The 17,272-nt window shown below is 61.4% G+C and carries 13 protein-coding genes, 1 pseudogene and 1 riboswitch; of the genes and pseudogenes, 7 read left to right on the forward strand and 7 right to left on the reverse strand.

What is annotated here, in order from left to right; all coding sequences use genetic code 11:
- Positions 1–230: hypothetical protein (locus ACQ4MM_RS10250; protein ID WP_431477273.1), on the forward strand; the 230-nt coding region annotated here is incomplete at its 5' end.
- Here the strand turns inward: ACQ4MM_RS10250 and ACQ4MM_RS10255 are convergent.
- The 4 genes and pseudogenes from ACQ4MM_RS10255 to ACQ4MM_RS10270 form a co-directional block, all read right to left on the reverse strand.
- Positions 223–687 (reverse strand): hypothetical protein, encoded by a 465-nt coding sequence (locus ACQ4MM_RS10255; RefSeq protein WP_431477274.1) that lies wholly within the window; start codon positions 685–687, stop codon positions 223–225. The two genes, ACQ4MM_RS10250 and ACQ4MM_RS10255, sit on opposite strands and share 8 nt — an antisense overlap.
- Before the next feature lie 31 nt (positions 688–718).
- Positions 719–1,954: a hypothetical protein gene (locus tag ACQ4MM_RS10260; RefSeq protein WP_431477275.1), complete on the reverse strand. Its 1,236-nt coding sequence runs from the start codon at positions 1,952–1,954 to the stop codon at positions 719–721.
- 78 nt (positions 1,955–2,032) lie between these two features.
- Complete coding sequence (locus ACQ4MM_RS10265; protein WP_431477276.1) at positions 2,033–3,655, reverse strand: HAL/PAL/TAL family ammonia-lyase; 1,623 nt, start codon at positions 3,653–3,655, stop codon at positions 2,033–2,035.
- Between the two features lie 11 nt (positions 3,656–3,666).
- Positions 3,667–4,924, reverse strand: a pseudogene (locus ACQ4MM_RS10270) (urate hydroxylase PuuD).
- A gap of 232 nt (positions 4,925–5,156) precedes the next feature.
- Here ACQ4MM_RS10270 and ACQ4MM_RS10275 point away from each other — a divergent pair.
- The 6 genes from ACQ4MM_RS10275 (at position 5,157) to ACQ4MM_RS10300 (ending at position 13,965) form a co-directional block, all read left to right on the forward strand.
- Positions 5,157–6,092 (forward strand): LysR family transcriptional regulator, encoded by a 936-nt coding sequence (locus tag ACQ4MM_RS10275; protein ID WP_431477340.1) that lies wholly within the window; start codon positions 5,157–5,159, stop codon positions 6,090–6,092.
- 129 nt (positions 6,093–6,221) lie between these two features.
- Positions 6,222–7,973, forward strand: a complete 1,752-nt coding sequence (locus ACQ4MM_RS10280; RefSeq protein WP_431477277.1) for an allantoate amidohydrolase — start codon at positions 6,222–6,224, stop codon at positions 7,971–7,973.
- 144 nt (positions 7,974–8,117) lie between these two features.
- Positions 8,118–9,419 carry an NCS2 family permease gene (locus tag ACQ4MM_RS10285; protein ID WP_431477278.1) on the forward strand — a complete coding sequence of 434 codons (1,302 nt, stop codon included), beginning with the start codon at positions 8,118–8,120 and terminating at the stop codon, positions 9,417–9,419.
- 18 nt (positions 9,420–9,437) lie between these two features.
- On the forward strand, positions 9,438–10,925 hold the full coding sequence (gene xdhA / locus ACQ4MM_RS10290) for a xanthine dehydrogenase small subunit (protein WP_431477279.1): 1,488 nt from the start codon (positions 9,438–9,440) through the stop codon (positions 10,923–10,925).
- Positions 10,922–13,267, forward strand: coding sequence for a xanthine dehydrogenase molybdopterin binding subunit (gene xdhB / locus ACQ4MM_RS10295; protein ID WP_431477280.1), 2,346 nt, complete (start codon positions 10,922–10,924; stop codon positions 13,265–13,267). The genes xdhA and xdhB overlap by 4 nt, the downstream gene beginning before the upstream one ends.
- A complete protein-coding gene (locus ACQ4MM_RS10300) occupies positions 13,264–13,965 on the forward strand; it encodes an aquaporin (protein ID WP_431477281.1) in 702 nt (233 codons plus the stop codon). Before xdhB ends, ACQ4MM_RS10300 begins: the two co-directional genes overlap by 4 nt.
- On the opposite strand, the gene ACQ4MM_RS10305 is transcribed toward ACQ4MM_RS10300, so the two are convergent.
- The 3 genes from ACQ4MM_RS10305 to ribB form a co-directional block, all read right to left on the reverse strand.
- Entirely contained in the window at positions 13,895–14,854 is a 960-nt protein-coding gene (locus ACQ4MM_RS10305) for an AraC family transcriptional regulator ligand-binding domain-containing protein (RefSeq protein ID WP_431477282.1), read from the reverse strand. The genes ACQ4MM_RS10300 and ACQ4MM_RS10305 overlap by 71 nt on opposite strands.
- A 60-nt stretch (positions 14,855–14,914) precedes the next feature.
- Positions 14,915–15,982, reverse strand: coding sequence for an NAD-dependent epimerase/dehydratase family protein (locus ACQ4MM_RS10310; protein WP_431477283.1), 1,068 nt, complete (start codon positions 15,980–15,982; stop codon positions 14,915–14,917).
- 279 nt (positions 15,983–16,261) lie between these two features.
- Positions 16,262–16,903 carry a 3,4-dihydroxy-2-butanone-4-phosphate synthase gene (ribB, locus tag ACQ4MM_RS10315; protein ID WP_431477284.1) on the reverse strand — a complete coding sequence of 214 codons (642 nt, stop codon included), beginning with the start codon at positions 16,901–16,903 and terminating at the stop codon, positions 16,262–16,264.
- A gap of 102 nt (positions 16,904–17,005) precedes the next feature.
- A riboswitch (FMN riboswitch) is annotated at positions 17,006–17,156 on the reverse strand.
- Positions 17,157–17,272: the final 116 nt, after the last annotated feature.

The raw sequence follows: 17,272 nt of genomic DNA on the forward strand, positions 1-17,272 counted from the left end.
TGGCCCGTCAATTAGTGGCCATCGACGAGTGCGATCGTCTCATTTGCTTCGAGGTATATCCCCAAGCGGCAGATGCGCAAGTGCTGCAAGCTTTCAGGCGATATGACAATGCACTCGCCCGTTCCCTCGGAGTTGAGATCTATCGCCAAAACGATGGCGATTCCTACGAGGTCAAGATCATCCTGGCCGTCGAGTGGTGGGATGACGGCCAGTGGCATGATGTCACGTAGCTATTTCTTCGACGTTGGATTTCGCTTCCTCTACACGACGTTGCAGATCGGCGAACCATACTTTTACATTCCAGTCGAAGACGTAAACCGGCTCCGGGGTTAATTCAATGACTCGACCAAATGGCGTCGTCTGCGCGAGCGTGACTGTCACCTTGTCCGTCCCGTCGCCGCCGTCGTGGAACGCGACTTTCTCGATCTCTGCCATGCGAACAGATGCGTGAAGCTCTCCGAGCAGGAACCGAAGACTTTCGCCATCATCGAAAACCTCTACCAATAAGTCCTCATCGTTGATTTTCGATGAATACGCTGCAACAAGTGTCACCAGGCCTGCAGCTACCAGATTAACCGCATTGTCTCGAAACCAGAAGGCAGCCAGCATCACCGCGACTGCGGCAATGCGCATCAGATGCCAGCGGAAACGTATGCCTTCGCGGGTCGGGTTGCTGGAGATTTTCATGGCGGCAGCATACCATCCTGGCTACCACTCCTCAATAAACGATCTTGAAATCCGGCTTCCCTTCGAGCGTTCGGCTGAACAGGAGGGAGCTGTGTTCCGGATCCCAGGCGAACTCCTTGTCATCGTAAGGGTCGCGCAGATCGCTTGTTCGCACCCCTTCGGCCACGTCGTTGCCTTTGGCACCGCTGCTTCGCAGTTGGGATGCCAGCAGTGCGACCCTGCGCATTCCTTCCAGATTGACGACCCGAAATCCGTATGCGGTGTATGCATCCATACCCTCCATATTCAGCAGGATCCTGCCGACCGGATTGTAGACGCCAATGTCGGCTGCGGCCTTCTTCTCATTCCCGTAGGACGCCAGGAAAGTGGCTGCGGCTTGCGGAATTGTGGCGTAGTCGCGGTCATACAACTCGGCTACGCGAAGCATACGGTCGGCATTAGCATTGCTCGTCGCCTGGGGCTGGTACAGGAAACTTCCGAAAAGCATTGACACCAGGTTATTGGAGCGCTCGTCGTCGGGCCGCAAGTCGGAAAATGTCCATTCGTTGGCCATCATCTTCGCCAAGGACCGTTCGCGACTGGAGAACGGCTCCCGCCAGCCATCCGGAATCGCCGTCATTGTCAGCGCTGGTGGAAAACGGCGCACCACAAGATTGCCCATTTCAAAATGCAGCTCAATGCTGCGGGCTGCGATCATCTTCACATTCGCGCTGACACTCTCGGCCAGGACCATCCGCCAGAACCGATAATCCTTTTCCAGCATGCGTTTGCAATCGGATGCATCTCCTTTAACATCCAGCGCCAAGGCCTTTAAATACATCTGGCGTTGCGCTTCAAAGACCAGATCGAATACTGCATTCGGCGAGCGCGCGTCACCCGACCAGATTTCGCGCCACAGTTTGAATTCCAGCAGGCGCTCATATCGTTCAATCAATTGGATGGGATCTCGCTGAAGCTGTCCCTCGCCAGGCATTTCGGCGATCGCGTCCGCCCCGGAAGATTCCAAGGACTTTCGTATCTGTTCGACCCGCGCGGCGCCTTCCGACATCACATCGGCATTGTCCGATGCGGAGAAGCCCATGACATAGACGTAGGCATTGTCACGGTCCCCGACGGGCTTCGTGGCCTTCGCAATACCCTGCAACTTGACGACCGACTCGGATGGTGGCTTGTCTTCGCGATTGACGAAGAACACGAATGCGATTAACAGGAGGAGCAACGCAAGAAAGCTTGCCACCATCTTTAACAACAACTTCAGATTTGTCATTCAGATCTACTCCATCGTTTTCGAAGCGCGGCACAAAAAACGGCCCATGCGGGCCGTTTTCCTGGGAACAGCGAACCGTTAGACGAATTCGCCAACCTTCGCTGTCACCGCTTCCTGCACCGAGCGGCTGGTGACGAAGCTGTGTGCGACCTGGATGTCGTTGTGGAACCAGCGGTCGCCGTCGAGGCAGGCCGGGATCTGCTTGCGGATCTCGTCGTAAGCGGCTTGCGTGCCCTCCCCCAGCTTGAAACCTGGCAGCAGGTGCTCGGTCATGGTCAGCGCTTGCGCTGCCAACAGCATCTCCACACCCACGATGTATTGCGTGTTCTGCACCACGGTATGTGCCTTGCGCGCGCACCAGGTGGAATTGGAGATGTGGTCTTCGCTATTGGCCTTCGATGGAATCGAGTCCACGCTGCCAGGCATCGACAGTGTGCGGTTTTCCATCACTAGGGAGCTGAGCGAGCATTGCACCACCGGATAGCCTGTGTTCACGCCACGCAGGCCGGACATCAGGTTGCGCGGCAAGCCCCACGACAGCGTGGGGTCGATCAGGCGCGCTACGCGGCGCTCGCAGATGCTGCCCAGGTCCGTGATTGCCATCGCCAGCAAGTCCATCGCCTGCGCCAGGTACTGGCCGTGGAAGTTGCCGCCGGAGATGATCTCGAAACCGCCGCTGTCCTTGCCAAAGATCAGCGGGTTGTCGGTGGCCGAGTTGATCTCGTTCTTTACGATGGTATCAATGTAGTCCAGTGCATCGAACACGGGACCGTAGACTTGCGGAGTGCAGCGCAGCGAGTACACGTCCTGGATACGCGGGGTATAGGGGATGTCGGTTCGGCGCAGTTCGTCCGGAAATTGCACGGCGCGCGCTTCGTGCGTGGTGCGGGTGGAACCTTTCAGCAGCTTGCGCACCACGGAAGCGGTCTTGATTTGGCCCGGATGCGGGCGCGCTTGTTGGATGCGAGGGTCGAAGGCAGCCATCTCGGCGCGCATGGCTTCCAGTGTCAGGCCCAGCGAAAGGCAGGCGTCGGTCAGCAGGTCGCGCGCATCCTTGGCGGCCAGAACGGCGACGGCCAGTGAGGCGGTGCAACCGTTGATCAGGGCCGATGCATCCTTGGCCTTGAGGTCGAACTTCACCGGGCCGACTTCGGCCTTCGTGATCGCTTCGGCGGCCGGCATGCGTACGCCTTTATACATCACTTCCGCTTCATCGAAACCGGCGATGGCGGCTGCCAGGTAGGCCAGCGGCGCCAGGTCGCCGGATGCGCCCACGGAGCCCTTCTGCGGCATGATCGGGTGAATGCCGGCGTTGATGAAGGCCAGCAGGCGGTCCACCACTTCCGCGCGCGGCGCGGAGTAGTTGCTGGCGAAGGCGTTCGCGCGCAACAGCATGGTGGCGCGGCTCACCTCTTCCGAAAATGGCTCGCCGATGCCGCCGCTATGGGCCTTGATCAGCTGCGTCTGGAACAGTTCGATGTGCTCGACCTTGATGCGCGTATCCTTCAGCAGGCCCACGCCGGTATTGAAGCTGTACATCATCGGCGCTTCGTCGTGCATCCAGGTGGATTCGATGAAGTCGCGGCTTTCCTTCAGCGCGGCGCGCGAGGTGGCGGACAGTTCGACCTTGGCGCCGTCGCGCGCCACGGCCAGCACTTCTTCGGCGCTCAGGTTGAAGCCGTCAATCGTTACGTTACTCATTGCTTTTCCTTTCAGTTCGCGCTGGTCTCGAACCAGGTGCCGATCAGCTGGCGTTCAGCGTCGGTCATATGGGTCATGTTCGCCAGCGGCATATCCTTATTCTGCACCGCACGCTGGTAGATCTTGGCCGCGTGCTGTTTAAGCTGGGCCTCGGTATCGAGCATCACGCCGCCCGGGGCTGACGCGAAACCCGCCTGGGTCGGGGTCGCAGAGTGGCAGGAAGCGCAGCGTTGCGTTACCACTTGCTGTACGCTGGCCAGGCTGGCCTGTCCAGCCGGAGCGGCGGCATGGCCATCGGCATCCACGGCGGCGGCGACACTCGCCGGCGCTGCAACTGCCTTGCGCGGCGCAGGGGCAATCGCGACAGCCACCCCAGCCAGCAGGATCACGCCGGCAATTGGAAACGCCGGCGATACCTTGCCCGCATGGCGCAGGTTGAAGAAGTGGCGAATCAGCACCCCGGCAGCCATGATGGCGGCCAGTACCAGCCAGCTATAGGCGTGGCTGTAGGTCATGGCGTAGTGGTTGCTGATCATGATCAGCAGCACAGGCAGCGTGAAGTAGTTGTTGTGCACCGAGCGCACTTTGGCGCGCTTGCCGTAGACCGGATCGGGCGACTGGCCCTTGGCCATCGCGTCCACCAGCTTGCGCTGGCCAGGGATGATCACAAACAGCACGTTACCAACCATCATGGTGCCGATCATGGCGCCGACGTGGATGTAGGCAGCGCGGCCGCTCAGGGTATGGGTCAGCACATAAGCCGCGCCCACGATCAGCACGAACATCACGGTGCCCAGCACGGCGGGCTTTTCGGCCAAAGCGGTCTTGCACAGGGGTGTCGTACACCAGCCAGCCGCCAGCCAGCGTGCCCAGGCCCACTGCCACCGCCTGCAGCGACGACAGGTCGGCCACGTTCTTATCGATCATCATCGCCGACGCGTTGAAGTAGTAAACGATGATCAGCATGGCAAATCCGCTCAGCCAGGTGGCATAGGCTTCCCATTTGAACCAATGCAGGTCTGCCGGCAGTTCATCCGGCGCGACCAGGTATTTTTGCGGGTTATAGAAGCCGCCGCCGTGCACCGCCCACAGCTCGCCCATCACACCCTTCTTGGCGAGCGCGCTGCCGGGCTTGGGCGGCCTGATCGAATTGTCCAGCCAGACGAAGTAAAACGAGGCGCCAATCCAGGCGATCCCGGTGATCAGGTGCAGCCAGCGCACCAGCAAATTAAGCCATTCCACCCCATAAGGGCCGAACAATGTCTCCATGATTTTTATCCATTAAGTCCGTTCACCTGCCTCTGGCGGGCACTTCAGATGAACTAAACGGTCGTCATACCGCCGCCGCTACGACCTGCGTGGATGGAACGATATCGGTTGCGGGCGCGGGAGACCTTCCATTTCCTATATAACTCGCATAGTCCTGGAGATATAGTTTCGCGGCCCGGAAGGTGCGAACCTCTCATGGATAAATCTAAATAAATAATATTCGGAGACCATGATGTCCAGATTGCCAGAACACTTAGACATCCACCTGATCCGTATTCTGTACCTGCTGCTGGTGGAGAAAAACGTATCGCGCGTGGCCCTTAAACTGAATCAGCCGCAGCCCTCCATTTCCGGCTCATTGCGCAAGCTGCGCGACCTGACCGGCGATCCGCTGCTGGTGCGCGGCGGCCGCGGCATGGTGCCGACACAACACGGCGAGAGCCTGTTGAAGACCGCCAAGCGCATCCTCGACGAAACCGAAAGCCTGTTCAGCCCAAAAACTGCGTTTGTGCCGCAGGATGAGGCGCGCACCTTCCATATCGCTGCGCCGGACTATATGAACACCCAGTTCTTCACCGAGGTGATCGCCCGCCTGCGCCGCGAATCGCCGCGCAGCCGCCTGGTGATCCATTCGCTGGGCCCGGACATCGACTATGTGCGCCTGCTGTCGGATGGCGACCTGGACCTGGTGGTCGGCAACTGGGATGAACCGCCCCAGCACCTGCACATTTCCAAGCTGTTCGACGACCCGATCGTGTGCCTGATGCGCGCCAACAGCGCCTATGCCCGCCGCACACCGAAAGACGGCATGACGCCCGAGGAATATCTCACCCTGCCGCACGTCGCCCCGGCCCAGATCCTGCCGGGCTACCATGGCAACATCGACTCCTTCCTCGAGGAGCGCGATATGGAGCGCAATATTGTTGTGGAATCGGCACACTTCCGCATGCTGCCTTACATAGTTCAGCAGACAGATCTGGTTTTGACGAGTGGCAAACAATTCGCGTATTTCTACGAGAATCTGCTGGGGCTGAAATCCTACAAAGTGCCGCTCGACTTCCCGCCGCTGAGCTTCTACCAGCTATGGCACGAGCGTGCCCATCACGCCACCGAGCACAAATGGCTGCGCGCCCAGGTCAGTGCAGCGGCCCGCCTGCTGGTGAAATAGAACCGCCCCAGATAGCTGATATCGGCCCAGCGTTATATCTCACGCCTGCCGGGCCCCTATTATCAATTCGCCATTCCCCAGAACACCTTACTTGGAGCGGGCCGTCGCCAGGCGGCGGCCCGAAGCACGATGACGAGCCTGAAGCGACTGAACACCTGCGACGCAGGGACTTTTACCGAGATCCTGCACGGCCTGTATGAGCATTCCCCATGGATTCCCCAGCGCGCCGCAGAGCAGCGTCCATTCCGCAGCATCGACGAACTGAAACTCGGCCTGCAAAGGGTTGTGACGGAAGCCAGCAACGACGAACAACTTGGCCTGATCCGCGCCCACCCGGAACTCGCAGGCAAAGCCGCTGTGGCGGGCGAACTGACGCCGGAGTCCACCGGCGAACAGGCCAAGGCTGGCCTGAACCTGTGCACCAAAGAAGAATTCGCGGCACTGCAGGAACTGAACGGCGCTTACAACAGCAAGTTCGGTTTCCCCTTCATCCTGGCGGTCAAGGGCGGCGACGGCAAAGGCCTGTCGCGCCAGGCCATCATTGCTGCCTTCCGCCGACGCCTGCGCAACCAGGCCGACGACGAACAGCGCGAAGCACTGCGCCAGATCCACCGCATCGCCGAGATGCGCCTGAACGCACTGCTTTCCTACGTGCCGCATATGGGCCGCGACATCATGGAATGGGCCGAAGAAATCGGCGTGATGAGCGAGGACGAACAAGGCCTCACCTGCACCTACATGACGCCAACGCATCGCCGCACCGCCAACCAACTGGCCAAGTGGATGCGCGAAGCGGGCATGCACGCCCATATCGACGCCGTGGGCAATGTCGTGGGCCGCTACCTGTCCACCGATCCGCAGGCACGCACCCTGCTCACCGGTTCGCACTACGACACGGTGCGCAACGGCGGCAAGTACGATGGCCGCCAGGGCATCCTGACCGCCATTGCCGTGGTCAAGCACTTGCACGAAACCGGCGAAACCCTGCCCTTCCACCTCGAAGTAATCGGCTTCGCTGAAGAGGAAGGCGTGCGTTTCAAGAGCACTTTCCTCGGCAGCAGCGCCGTGATCGGCCAGTTCGATCCGAAGCTGCTGGAGGTGCGCGACCGCGACGGCCAGTTACTGCGCGACGTGCTGACCGACGCCGACCATGACGTCAACGCCATTGCCGACATCGCGCGCGATCCGGCCGACTTGCTTGGCTTCGTCGAAATCCATATCGAACAAGGACCGGTATTGCTGGAGCGCGGCTTGCCGGTCGGCGTGGTGACCTCCATCGCGGGCAGCAAGCGGTATCTGCTGGAACTGAAAGGCGTTGCCAGCCACGCGGGCACCACGCCTATGCCGATGCGAAAGGACGCCGCCACCGCAGCCGCAGAAATCATCCTGTACGTGGAGCAGCGCTGTGCGCAGGACCAGGATTCAGCCCTGGTCGGCACCGTCGGCCAGTTGCAGGTGCCAAACGGCTCCACCAATGTCATTCCGGGCGCCTGCACCCTGTCACTCGATATCCGCGCCGCCAACAACGCTGCGCGCGATGCCGCCGTGGACGACATCCTCGCCCACATCGAAAAAGTGTGCGAAAAACGCCACATCACGGCCCAGGTCGAACAGACAGTGGCAGCCGATTGCGCACCATGCGCACCACGCTTGATGGAGCAACTGGCAGCGGCCGTGGAGCGCCATGGCATCCCAGCCTTCCAGCTCGCCTCCGGCGCCGGCCACGACGCCATGCTGATGGCCCGCGTCACTGACGTCGCCATGCTGTTCACGCGCTGCGGCAACGGCGGCATCAGCCACAACCCGCTGGAGACCATGACCGACGATGACGCCGACCTGTCGGCCCGCATCCTGCTCAGCTTCCTGCGCAACTATAACTGAACCGAGATAGATGATATGCCACGGCATATAAGCCGAATGGGAGGCCATCAACGATATTGTTAAAACAAAGAGAACGAGGACGCCATATTTGTCCGCCCGGAGAGGCGGAATTTCGGGCGCTAAAAACTAAACGGAGACACCAAAATGCAATTCCTGGAACAATATTTCAAGCTCAGTGCGCACGGCACCGACGTGCGCACTGAGGTGCTGGCCGGTATTACCACCTTCCTGACGATGGCGTACATCATCTTCGTCAACCCATCCATCCTGGGCGATGCTGGCATGCCGAAAGACTCGGTCTTTGTGGCCACCTGCGTGGCGGCGGCCGTCGGCACCTTGATCATGGGCCTGTACGCCAACTTCCCGATCGGCCTGGCGCCGGGCATGGGCCTGAACGCCTACTTCGCCTACGGCGTGGTGGCAGGCATGGGCTTCCCATGGCAAGCCGCCTTGGGCGCGGTGTTCATCTCCGGCTGCTGCTTCATGATCGTCAGCCTGCTGCGCATCCGTGAAAAAATCATGAATGCCATTCCGGCCTCGCTGCGTATCGCGATTCCGGCCGGGGTCGGCCTGTTCCTGGCGCTGATCTCGCTGAAGAACGCGGGCATCGTGGTCTCCAGCCCTGCCACCTTCGTCACCATGGGCGACCTGCACAAGCCGGCCCCAGTGCTGGCCATCGTCGGGTTCCTGGTCATCGTCGCGCTGGACCGCCTGAAGGTCACCGGCGCCCTGCTGATCGGCATCATGGCCGTGACCGTGCTGAGCTTCTTCTTCGGCGGTAATGAATTCCACGGCATCGTATCGGTGCCTCCTTCGATCTCCCCTACCGCTTTCGAACTGGACATCATGGGCGCGGTATCGCACGGCCTGTTCAACGTGGTGCTGGTGTTCTTCCTGGTTGAACTGTTCGACGCCACCGGCACCCTGATGGGCGTGGCCCAGCGCGCCGGCCTGATGAAAGACGGCAAACTGCCGGCCAACATGAACAAGGCCCTGCTGGCCGACTCCGGCGCCATCATCGCCGGCGCCGTGATGGGCACCTCGAGCACCACTGCCTTCATCGAAAGCGCGGCCGGGGTCCAGGCAGGCGGTCGTACCGGCTTGACCGCAGTCATCGTGGCACTGCTGTTCCTGGCAGCCCTGTTCATCGCGCCGCTGGCCGGCGTGGTACCTGCCTACGCCACCGCACCAGCCCTGTTCTTCGTCGCCTGCCTGATGCTGCGCGAAATGTCGGAGATCAACTGGGCCGAGACCACCGAAAGCGTGCCCGCCGTCGTCACCGCGCTGGTCATGCCGTTCACCTACTCGATCGCCAACGGCCTGGCGCTGGGCTTCATCAGCTACGCCGCCCTGAAACTGCTGACCGGTAAGTACAAAGAAGTCAGCGCCATGATCTGGTGTGTCGCTGGCGTGTTCCTGTTCAAAACAATTTACATCGCAGGATGAAGTAAGGAGTAGCAAAAGATGTCCCAACCGATTCGTTTCTTCTACCAGGGGCGCGTGCAGGAAGTCGATTCCGCCGCCCCGACCCGCACGGTGTTGCAACACCTGCGGGAAGACCTGCACTGCACCGGCACCAAGGAGGGCTGCGCCGAAGGCGACTGCGGCGCCTGCACCGTGGTGATCGGCTCGCTGGTGGACGGCGAACTGGAAATGCGCAACGTGAACTCGTGCATCCAGTTCCTGCCAACCCTGGACGGCAAGGCAGTGTTCACGGTGGAAGACCTGAAACAGCCAGACGGCGGCCTGCACCCGGTGCAGGAAGCCCTGGTGGAATGCCATGGTTCCCAATGCGGTTTCTGTACTCCCGGCTTCGCCATGTCGCTGTGGAGCCTGTACCTGAAACAGGAAGGCCGGAGCGCGCCGCCATGCCGCAAAACGATCGATGAGACACTATCCGGTAACCTGTGCCGCTGCACGGGTTACCGCCCGATTATTGATGCAGCCGCCCGCATGGGCGAGTTGCCGGCGGTCGACTTCGACCGCGCAGCACTGAAAGCAGTCCTGCAGGACCTGCAACGCGACACCATGTTCAGCTACACCCACGACGGCCAGACTTTCCACGCACCGCGCACCCTGGCCGAGATGAGCGCCCTGCGCGCCGCCAAGCCGAGCGCCACCATCCTTGCCGGCTCGACCGACGTCGGCCTGTGGGTCACCAAACAGATGCGCAACCTGGGCGACGTGATCTACACCCGCCAGGTGCAGGAGCTGCACCGCATCGTCAGCGTCGACGACAAGCTGGAAATCGGCGCCGCCGTATCGCTGGACGACGCCTACAAAGCTGTGCTGGAACTGTATCCGAACGACTCGCTGCACGAACTGTGGCAACGCTTCGCCTCCCAGCCTATCCGCAGCACCGGCACCCTGGGCGGCAGCGTCGCCAACGGTTCGCCGATCGGCGACTCCGCACCTTGGATGATCGTGCTCGGCGCCGAAATTGTGCTGCGCTCGGACAAAGGCCAGCGCGTGCTGCTGTTGCAGGACTTCTACCTCGATTACATGAAAAAGGACTGGCAACCGGGCGAATTCGTGGAAGCAGTGCGCATCCCAGCTCCGAAAGCGGGCCAGCGATTCCGCACCTACAAGCTGGCCAAGCGCTACGACCAGGATATTTCCGCCGTTTGCGCCGCCTACTCGTTAGAACTCGATGACGGCGTAGTCCGCAACGCCCACATCGCTTACGGCGGCATGGCTGCAACCTCGCGCCGAGCACCGCTGGCCGAAGCTGCCATCAACGGCCAGCCATGGAACGAGACCACCCTGCGCGCCGGCATGGAAGCGCTGGCGAAGGACTATACGCCGCTGACCGATATGCGCGCCTCCGCCAACTACCGCATGCGCACCGCACAGAACCTGCTGCGCCGCTTCTGGATGGAGACCCACCCGGAGGATGCTGTATCGAACACCCGCGTCAATGCTTACGCATTCAAGGAAGGAGCCGCCGCATGAACAGCAAGTCAGAACAGTTCATGACGCTGGGCGCCGCCAAAGGCTGGTCCGAAGTGGGCCAGAGCCATCCGCACGAATCGGCCATCCTGCACGTGCTGGGTGAAGCCGTTTACACCGACGACATCCCGGAGGCGCAAGGCACGCTGCACGCAGCACTGGGCCTGTCGGCAAAAGCCCACGCACGCATCCTGTCGCTCAACCTGGAGCCAGTGAAGGCCATGCCCGGCGTCGTGGCGGTCTACACCTACAAGGACATCCCAGGCACCAACGATTGCGGCCCGATCATCCACGACGACCCTATTCTCGCCGAAGAGAAAGTCGAATACGTCGGCCAGCCGGTCTTCATCGTCGTCGCAAACACCCACGACAACGCCCGCCGCGCGGCCCGCAAGGCCGACATCCAATATCAAGAATTGCCCGCCATCCTGACGCCGGAGGCGGCACGCGACGCCGAATCCTTCGTGGTCCCACCCATGCGCCTGACGCGCGGCGACGCGCAGGCGGCATTTGAACGCTCCCCGCACATCCTGAAAGGCAAGCTGCACGTCGGTGGCCAGGAGCAGTTCTACCTGGAGGGCCAGATTTCGTATGCCCTGCCGAAGGAAGGCAAAGGCATGCACATCTACTGCTCCACCCAGCACCCGACCGAGATGCAGCACGTGGTATCGCACGCCCTGCACTACCCGTCGCACGCAGTGGTGGTGGAATGCCGCCGCATGGGCGGGGGCTTCGGCGGCAAGGAGTCGCAGTCCGCGTTGTGGGCGGCCTGCGCCGCCGTCAGCGCCGTGCATCTGAAACGCCCGGTAAAGCTGCGCGCCGACCGCGATGACGACATGATGGTCACCGGCAAGCGCCACTGCTTCTATTACGAATACGAGATCGGCTACGACAACCAGGGCCTGATCACCGCTGCCAAGGTGCAAATGGTGACCCGCGCCGGTTTCTCGGCCGACCTGTCCGCACCAGTCGCAACGCGCGCCATCTGCCATTTCGACAACACCTACTACCTGTCGGACGTGGACATCCGGGCCATGGCGGGCAAGACCAACACCCAGTCCAACACCGCCTTCCGCGGCTTCGGCGGCCCGCAAGGCGCCATTGCCATCGAATACATCGTCGACGAAATTGCCCGCAACCTGGGCAAGGACGCGCTCGACGTTCGCAAGCTGAACTTCTACGGCCGCAATGATGAAGAAGGCCGCAACATCACCCAGTACGGCCAGAAGGTGGTCGACAACGTGATCCACGAACTGGTGGCGCAACTGGAAAGCGAAACCAATTACCGCTCCCGCCGCGAAGCAATCCGTGAATTCAACGCCACCAACCCGGTGCTGAAGAAAGGCCTGGCGCTGACGCCTGTGAAATTCGGCATCGCCTTCAACGTCACCCACTTCAACCAGGCCGGCGCGCTGGTGCACATTTACGTCGACGGCTCGGTGCTGGTGAACCACGGCGGCACTGAAATGGGCCAAGGCATCAACACCAAGGTGTGCCAGGTGGTGGCGCATGAACTGGGTATTCCGCTATCCAGCGTGCGCGCCTCCGCCACCGACACCAGCAAGGTCGCAAACACCTCGGCCACCGCCGCATCGACCGGCGCCGACTTGAACGGCAAGGCCGCGCAGGACGCTGCCCACACGCTGCGCCAGCGCCTGGTGCAGTTCGCTGCGAAGTCCTTCGGCGTAACGGCCGAAGAAGTCATCCTCGCCAACGGCACCGTGTTCGCCGGCGAAACCGTCATTCCGTTCGCCGACCTGGTGCAGAAAGCCTACCTGGCGCGCGTACAGCTCTGGTCCGACGGCTTCTATGCCACCCCGGGTCTGAGCTGGGACCGCGAAACCATGAGCGGCAATCCCTTCGGCTACTACGCCTACGGCGCGTCGGTATCCGAAGTCATCGTCGACACCCTGACCGGCGAATGGAAACTGCTGAAAGCCGACTGCCTGTACGACGCCGGCAACTCCCTGAACCCCGCCATCGACGTGGGCCAGGTGGAAGGCGCCTTCATGCAGGGCATGGGCTGGCTGACGACCGAAGAACTGTGGTGGAACCAGCAGGGCAAGCTGATGACGCATGCGCCATCCACCTACAAGATTCCCGGCGTTTCCGACTGCCCGGAAGAGTTCAACGTGCGCCTGTTCAAGAACCGCAACCCGTTCGACAGCATCCACCGTTCCAAGGCGGTCGGCGAGCCGCCGCTGCTGCTGCCGTTCTCCGTGTTCCTGGCCATTCGCGACGCCATCGCATCAGTCGGCAACTACCGCATCAACCCGCCGCTGCGCGCCCCTGCCACCGGTGAAGCAATCCTCGACGCGGTGGACGCTGTTCGCGCCCGGGCATGAGGCTCGCCAGACGCCTTGCCGCCGAAGCCCTTGGCACAGCGCTGTTGTTGGCCGTGGTGGTGGGCTCCGCCACCATGGCCGACCGCCTGGCAGGCGGCAATGCCGCCATCGCACTGTTTGCCAATTCGGTGGCCAGCGCCAGCGGGCTGTTGGCGCTGATCCTGGCGTTCGGGGCCATCTCCGGGGCGCATTTCAACCCCGCCGTCACGCTCTCGGAAGCATGGCAAGGCGGCATGAAGTGGAGCGACACGCTACCCTATGCCGCAGCGCAGTTCCTGGGCGCCTTCGCCGGCGTGGCTGCCGCGCACGCGATGTTTGGTGAGCCCTACTTTGCCGCAGCAACCCACGCCAGGACTGGCGCGACGCAATGGTGGAGCGAATTCGTGGCAACCTTCGGCCTGATTCTCGTCATCAGCGGCTGCGCGCGGAGCCGCCCGGCGATTACGCCCTTTGCCGTCGCGTCATACATCCTTGCCGCTTACTGGTTCACCGCATCGAGCTCGTTCGCCAACCCTGCCCTCACGCTGGCACGCGCCGCCACGGCTACGGTGGCCGGCATCCGGCTGGAAGACGTTTCAGGCTACGTCGCCGCCCAGATGCTCGGCGCGATCGCGGCGACCGTGCTCGTCACATGGCTGCATAGTCCGGCGAAGACGCGTGACGGAATACACCAGGCGTCACACCCTGCCAATCCTTGAAGGCCCGGATGAAGGAATTGACATCCTGGAAGCCGAGCAGGAACGCAATCTCCCCTTGCGCAATGCCCGGCTTCTGGAGGTAGTGCACGGCAAGCTGCTGCCGGGTCGCGTTCAGGATGCCCTTGAATGTCGCCGACTCCACGCTCAACTGCCGCTGCAAGCCACGCTTACTCACCGCCAGGTTTTTAGCGACATCGTCAACGGTGTATTGGCCAGCTGGCAGGCCTTCCAGCAACACAGCCTTGACCCGCTCACTCATCGTCGCCGATGCATTCAGATTACCGAGGCGCTCGCGCAAGCCCACTTCAAAAAACGCCCACATCGCCTCGTTCGCGGTGAGAAAATGCCGGACCGAGTCCTCTTTCGAGAAAGTGACCGTGACCCCGCTGCCAGCCTTCGGCATGACGCCAAAATATTCCCTGTAGTCCTCGATGCGATCCGGCAGTTCCGGCATCGTGACCGCAATCGGCACCACGCGATGGCGCGTCGCGAGCCGCACCAACTGGGTCAGGAATACCGACTCTGCAGCGGCCATGCTGCGCGGGATCGGGCCCGCATCCGCGTAGCACTCCAATGTCGCCGAAGTGTGGCTTTCCGTGATATCGACCAGCAAGGCCATTGGGCCAAACAGCTTCTTGAACACAGACAGACGCTGGAACGCGATGTTCAGGTTAGGACTACACAAGCTGGCGAAGATCGGCGGATCAAACGCTTCCACCGAAATCGCCTGCCCAATCCTGAGCGGCAGCACCATGTCATCGCCCGCAGTATCCTCGATCACCTGCCATAGCTGGAAGAACTGCGCCGGCGAGATCGAAGCGTCCTGGCGTGCGAACAGGTCCGCAGGGAGGCCAGCAAGGCGCAAAACTTGCGCCGGATCGATGCCCATGTCGGCGAGCAGCAGTTTCCAGCCAGGCTGGATGGCAAAGTGCGAGGGATGTCTCATGCTCTAAGGTTTAGGAATCAGGCCATTGTCGATCATCTGCTGGAACATATCGCGGATCGACGACTCCAAGGGACGATACACCATGCCGAGCTCGCGCGCACTCTTGCTGCTGTCCGCAAACCACGAGAAGCCCACATTGCGCGATACGAACTTGCGCGTGGTGGACTTATCCACCATCGGCGCGACCAGCCAGACCAGCCATTTCGGCAAGGTACGGCGCGGCACCGGGTAGTCGTCAAATTTCGGCAAGAGCGCTTTTGCAATGCCAAGCAGCGAAGTGTTATGGCCGGAGATGATATGGCGGCCCTTTGCCTGCGGCAGGTAGGCGGCGCGCAAATGTGCTTCAGCCAGGTCGCGCACGTCCACCGCGCCCAGGCCAAGGTCGGGGACGCCGGATTTCATGCGTCCATCCCCCATCTGGCGCACGATGTTGAAGCTCTCCGAAGTACCGTGCGGATTCACGCCGGGGCCAATCACCAGGCTTGGATTGACCACTACCAGCTCCCATGCCGACTGGCGCTTGGCGATTTCCCAGGCTTCGCGCTCTGCCACCGCCTTCGAATAGGAATACGGAGCGTGGTCCAGCGACGAGCTGCTGTTCCACACTTCTTCGGTGAACACACCTTCCGGAGTCCGATCGATGTCGGCGTTGTCGCCATAGATGGCAGCGCAGCTGCTGGTCAGCACCACGCGCTTGACGGACGCGGTGCGGTTCGCCGTTTCGAGCACATTGCGGGTCCCCAGCAAGGCCGGATCGACCAATTCCTTCTGCGGATCGCGGATATTCAGCGTGAACGGCGATGCCGTGTGGAAGACAATGCCGCAGCCCGCCATGGCTTCGGCAAACGAGTCCTGATCCAGCAGGTCCGCCTTGAAGTAGCGAATGGTGCCGGGCAGCTTCCCCGCGATCTCATCCAGGTGCCGGATCTTGTTGCGGTCATCGGGATTGCGCACCGCCGCATGGACGGTCACGCCCTCCTCCAGCAAACGCTTCACGATCCAGCCGGCAACATAACCGGTGGCACCGGTGACTAAAACGGGCTTGGACTTATCAATTTCCAACTTGCTCATTGGGTAGTTCCTAAGTGATCGACGATAGAGAGAGATTATCGCTGCCACGCGCCAAGGTCACTAGCAAACCGCGCCAATCCGCTCGCAAAGTGTGCCGAAATTCGGTGCCAAATTCGGTGCCAGGTCTGTCATTCGGACACGCACGACACACTTTTGATCTTTATCAGTACTTTCCCCACTAAAAGAAAACACCCGCTGGCGGATTACGTCAGAGCGGGTGTTTTGATTTACATCAAAAGTGTCAGCTAGGTGTCCGAATGACAGACCTGGCACCGAATTTTAGCCACGCTTGCGCCATTCGATCAGCTCGGCAATCGTCAGCATTGGCATGCCGTGCAACTGGGCGAACTGTTCGATCGCTTCGCCGCGCATCATGCTGCCGTCGGGGTTCATCAACTCGCACAGCACAGCGGACGGCGACAGGCCCGCCATCTGCGCCAGGTCGACCGAACCTTCGGTATGGCCAGCCCGCATCAGCACGCCGCCAGGCGTGGCGCGCAGCGGGAACACGTGCCCGGGACGCACCACGTGTTCCGGGCGCGCATCCGGCGCGGCGGCGGCGCGGATGGTGGTGACACGGTCGGCGGCCGAAACCCCGGTCGTCACGCCATGGCGGGCTTCGATGGAGACCGTGAACGGGGTGCCGTACTTGCTGCCATTCTCCGCGGCCATCGGCGGTAGTTCGAGCTCGCGCACCTTGTCCGCGGTGAGGCACAGGCACACGATGCCGCTGCATTCGCGGATCATCAGGGCCATGGTTTCCACCGTCAAGCGGTCGGTGGCAACAATCAGGTCGGCTTCGTTCTCGCGGTCGAAGTCGTCTTGCAGGATTACGGGGATACCAGCCCTCATTGCTTCCAGCGCCGCGTGGATGCGGGCTTCGAGGTCGGTACTTTGAAGGGACAATTCAGGGGACAACATAGGAAACGCTCCTCGCTAACAGTTAACGAAAAACGCTCCAGGGCAAGCGAATAGGCGCGGCTACCCGCACCACCAAAGCGGACCGGGAACACGCGCGACAGCGCACATCTTCTTTCATCCGGACTATACCGTCGGCCCTGGAGTCACACCAGGTCTGCTGTCCCTGCCCGATATTGCCAGGCAGGCGCTCGCGGGCTTGAACGTTGCCGTTCTTACCGCCGGTGGGGAATTGCACCCCGCCCCGAAGACGTATTTATTTTGCCTGCAGGATGCAGGACGGCGGGATTGTAGCAGTGTTCCTTAAAACCGGTAAACCTGGGTCTGACCCGCAGGGTCGGACCCAGTCTACTCACCTGCTGGGGGCTTTGG

Origin of the sequence: Massilia eburnea (assembly GCF_050709955.1) — a bacterium.
GTDB classification, from domain to species: Bacteria; Pseudomonadota; Gammaproteobacteria; order Burkholderiales; family Burkholderiaceae_D; genus Rugamonas; species Rugamonas eburnea_A.

What these genes read in the sequence shown, in the direction of transcription:
- ACQ4MM_RS10265 (WP_431477276.1), bottom strand. Translation starts at nt 3,655, where the DNA reads ATGAGTAACGTAACGATTGACGGCTTCAACCTGAGCGCCGAAGAAGTG.
- ACQ4MM_RS10285 (WP_431477278.1), top strand. Translation starts at nt 8,118, where the DNA reads ATGCAATTCCTGGAACAATATTTCAAGCTCAGTGCGCACGGCACCGAC.
- ACQ4MM_RS10260 (WP_431477275.1), bottom strand. Translation starts at nt 1,954, where the DNA reads ATGACAAATCTGAAGTTGTTGTTAAAGATGGTGGCAAGCTTTCTTGCG.
- ACQ4MM_RS10310 (WP_431477283.1), bottom strand. Translation starts at nt 15,982, where the DNA reads ATGAGCAAGTTGGAAATTGATAAGTCCAAGCCCGTTTTAGTCACCGGT.
- ACQ4MM_RS10300 (WP_431477281.1), top strand. Translation starts at nt 13,264, where the DNA reads ATGAGGCTCGCCAGACGCCTTGCCGCCGAAGCCCTTGGCACAGCGCTG.
- xdhA (WP_431477279.1), top strand. Translation starts at nt 9,438, where the DNA reads ATGTCCCAACCGATTCGTTTCTTCTACCAGGGGCGCGTGCAGGAAGTC.
- ACQ4MM_RS10255 (WP_431477274.1), bottom strand. Translation starts at nt 687, where the DNA reads ATGAAAATCTCCAGCAACCCGACCCGCGAAGGCATACGTTTCCGCTGG.
- ribB (WP_431477284.1), bottom strand. Translation starts at nt 16,903, where the DNA reads ATGTTGTCCCCTGAATTGTCCCTTCAAAGTACCGACCTCGAAGCCCGC.
- ACQ4MM_RS10275 (WP_431477340.1), top strand. Translation starts at nt 5,157, where the DNA reads ATGTCCAGATTGCCAGAACACTTAGACATCCACCTGATCCGTATTCTG.
- ACQ4MM_RS10280 (WP_431477277.1), top strand. Translation starts at nt 6,222, where the DNA reads ATGACGAGCCTGAAGCGACTGAACACCTGCGACGCAGGGACTTTTACC.
- xdhB (WP_431477280.1), top strand. Translation starts at nt 10,922, where the DNA reads ATGAACAGCAAGTCAGAACAGTTCATGACGCTGGGCGCCGCCAAAGGC.
- ACQ4MM_RS10305 (WP_431477282.1), bottom strand. Translation starts at nt 14,854, where the DNA reads ATGGGCATCGATCCGGCGCAAGTTTTGCGCCTTGCTGGCCTCCCTGCG.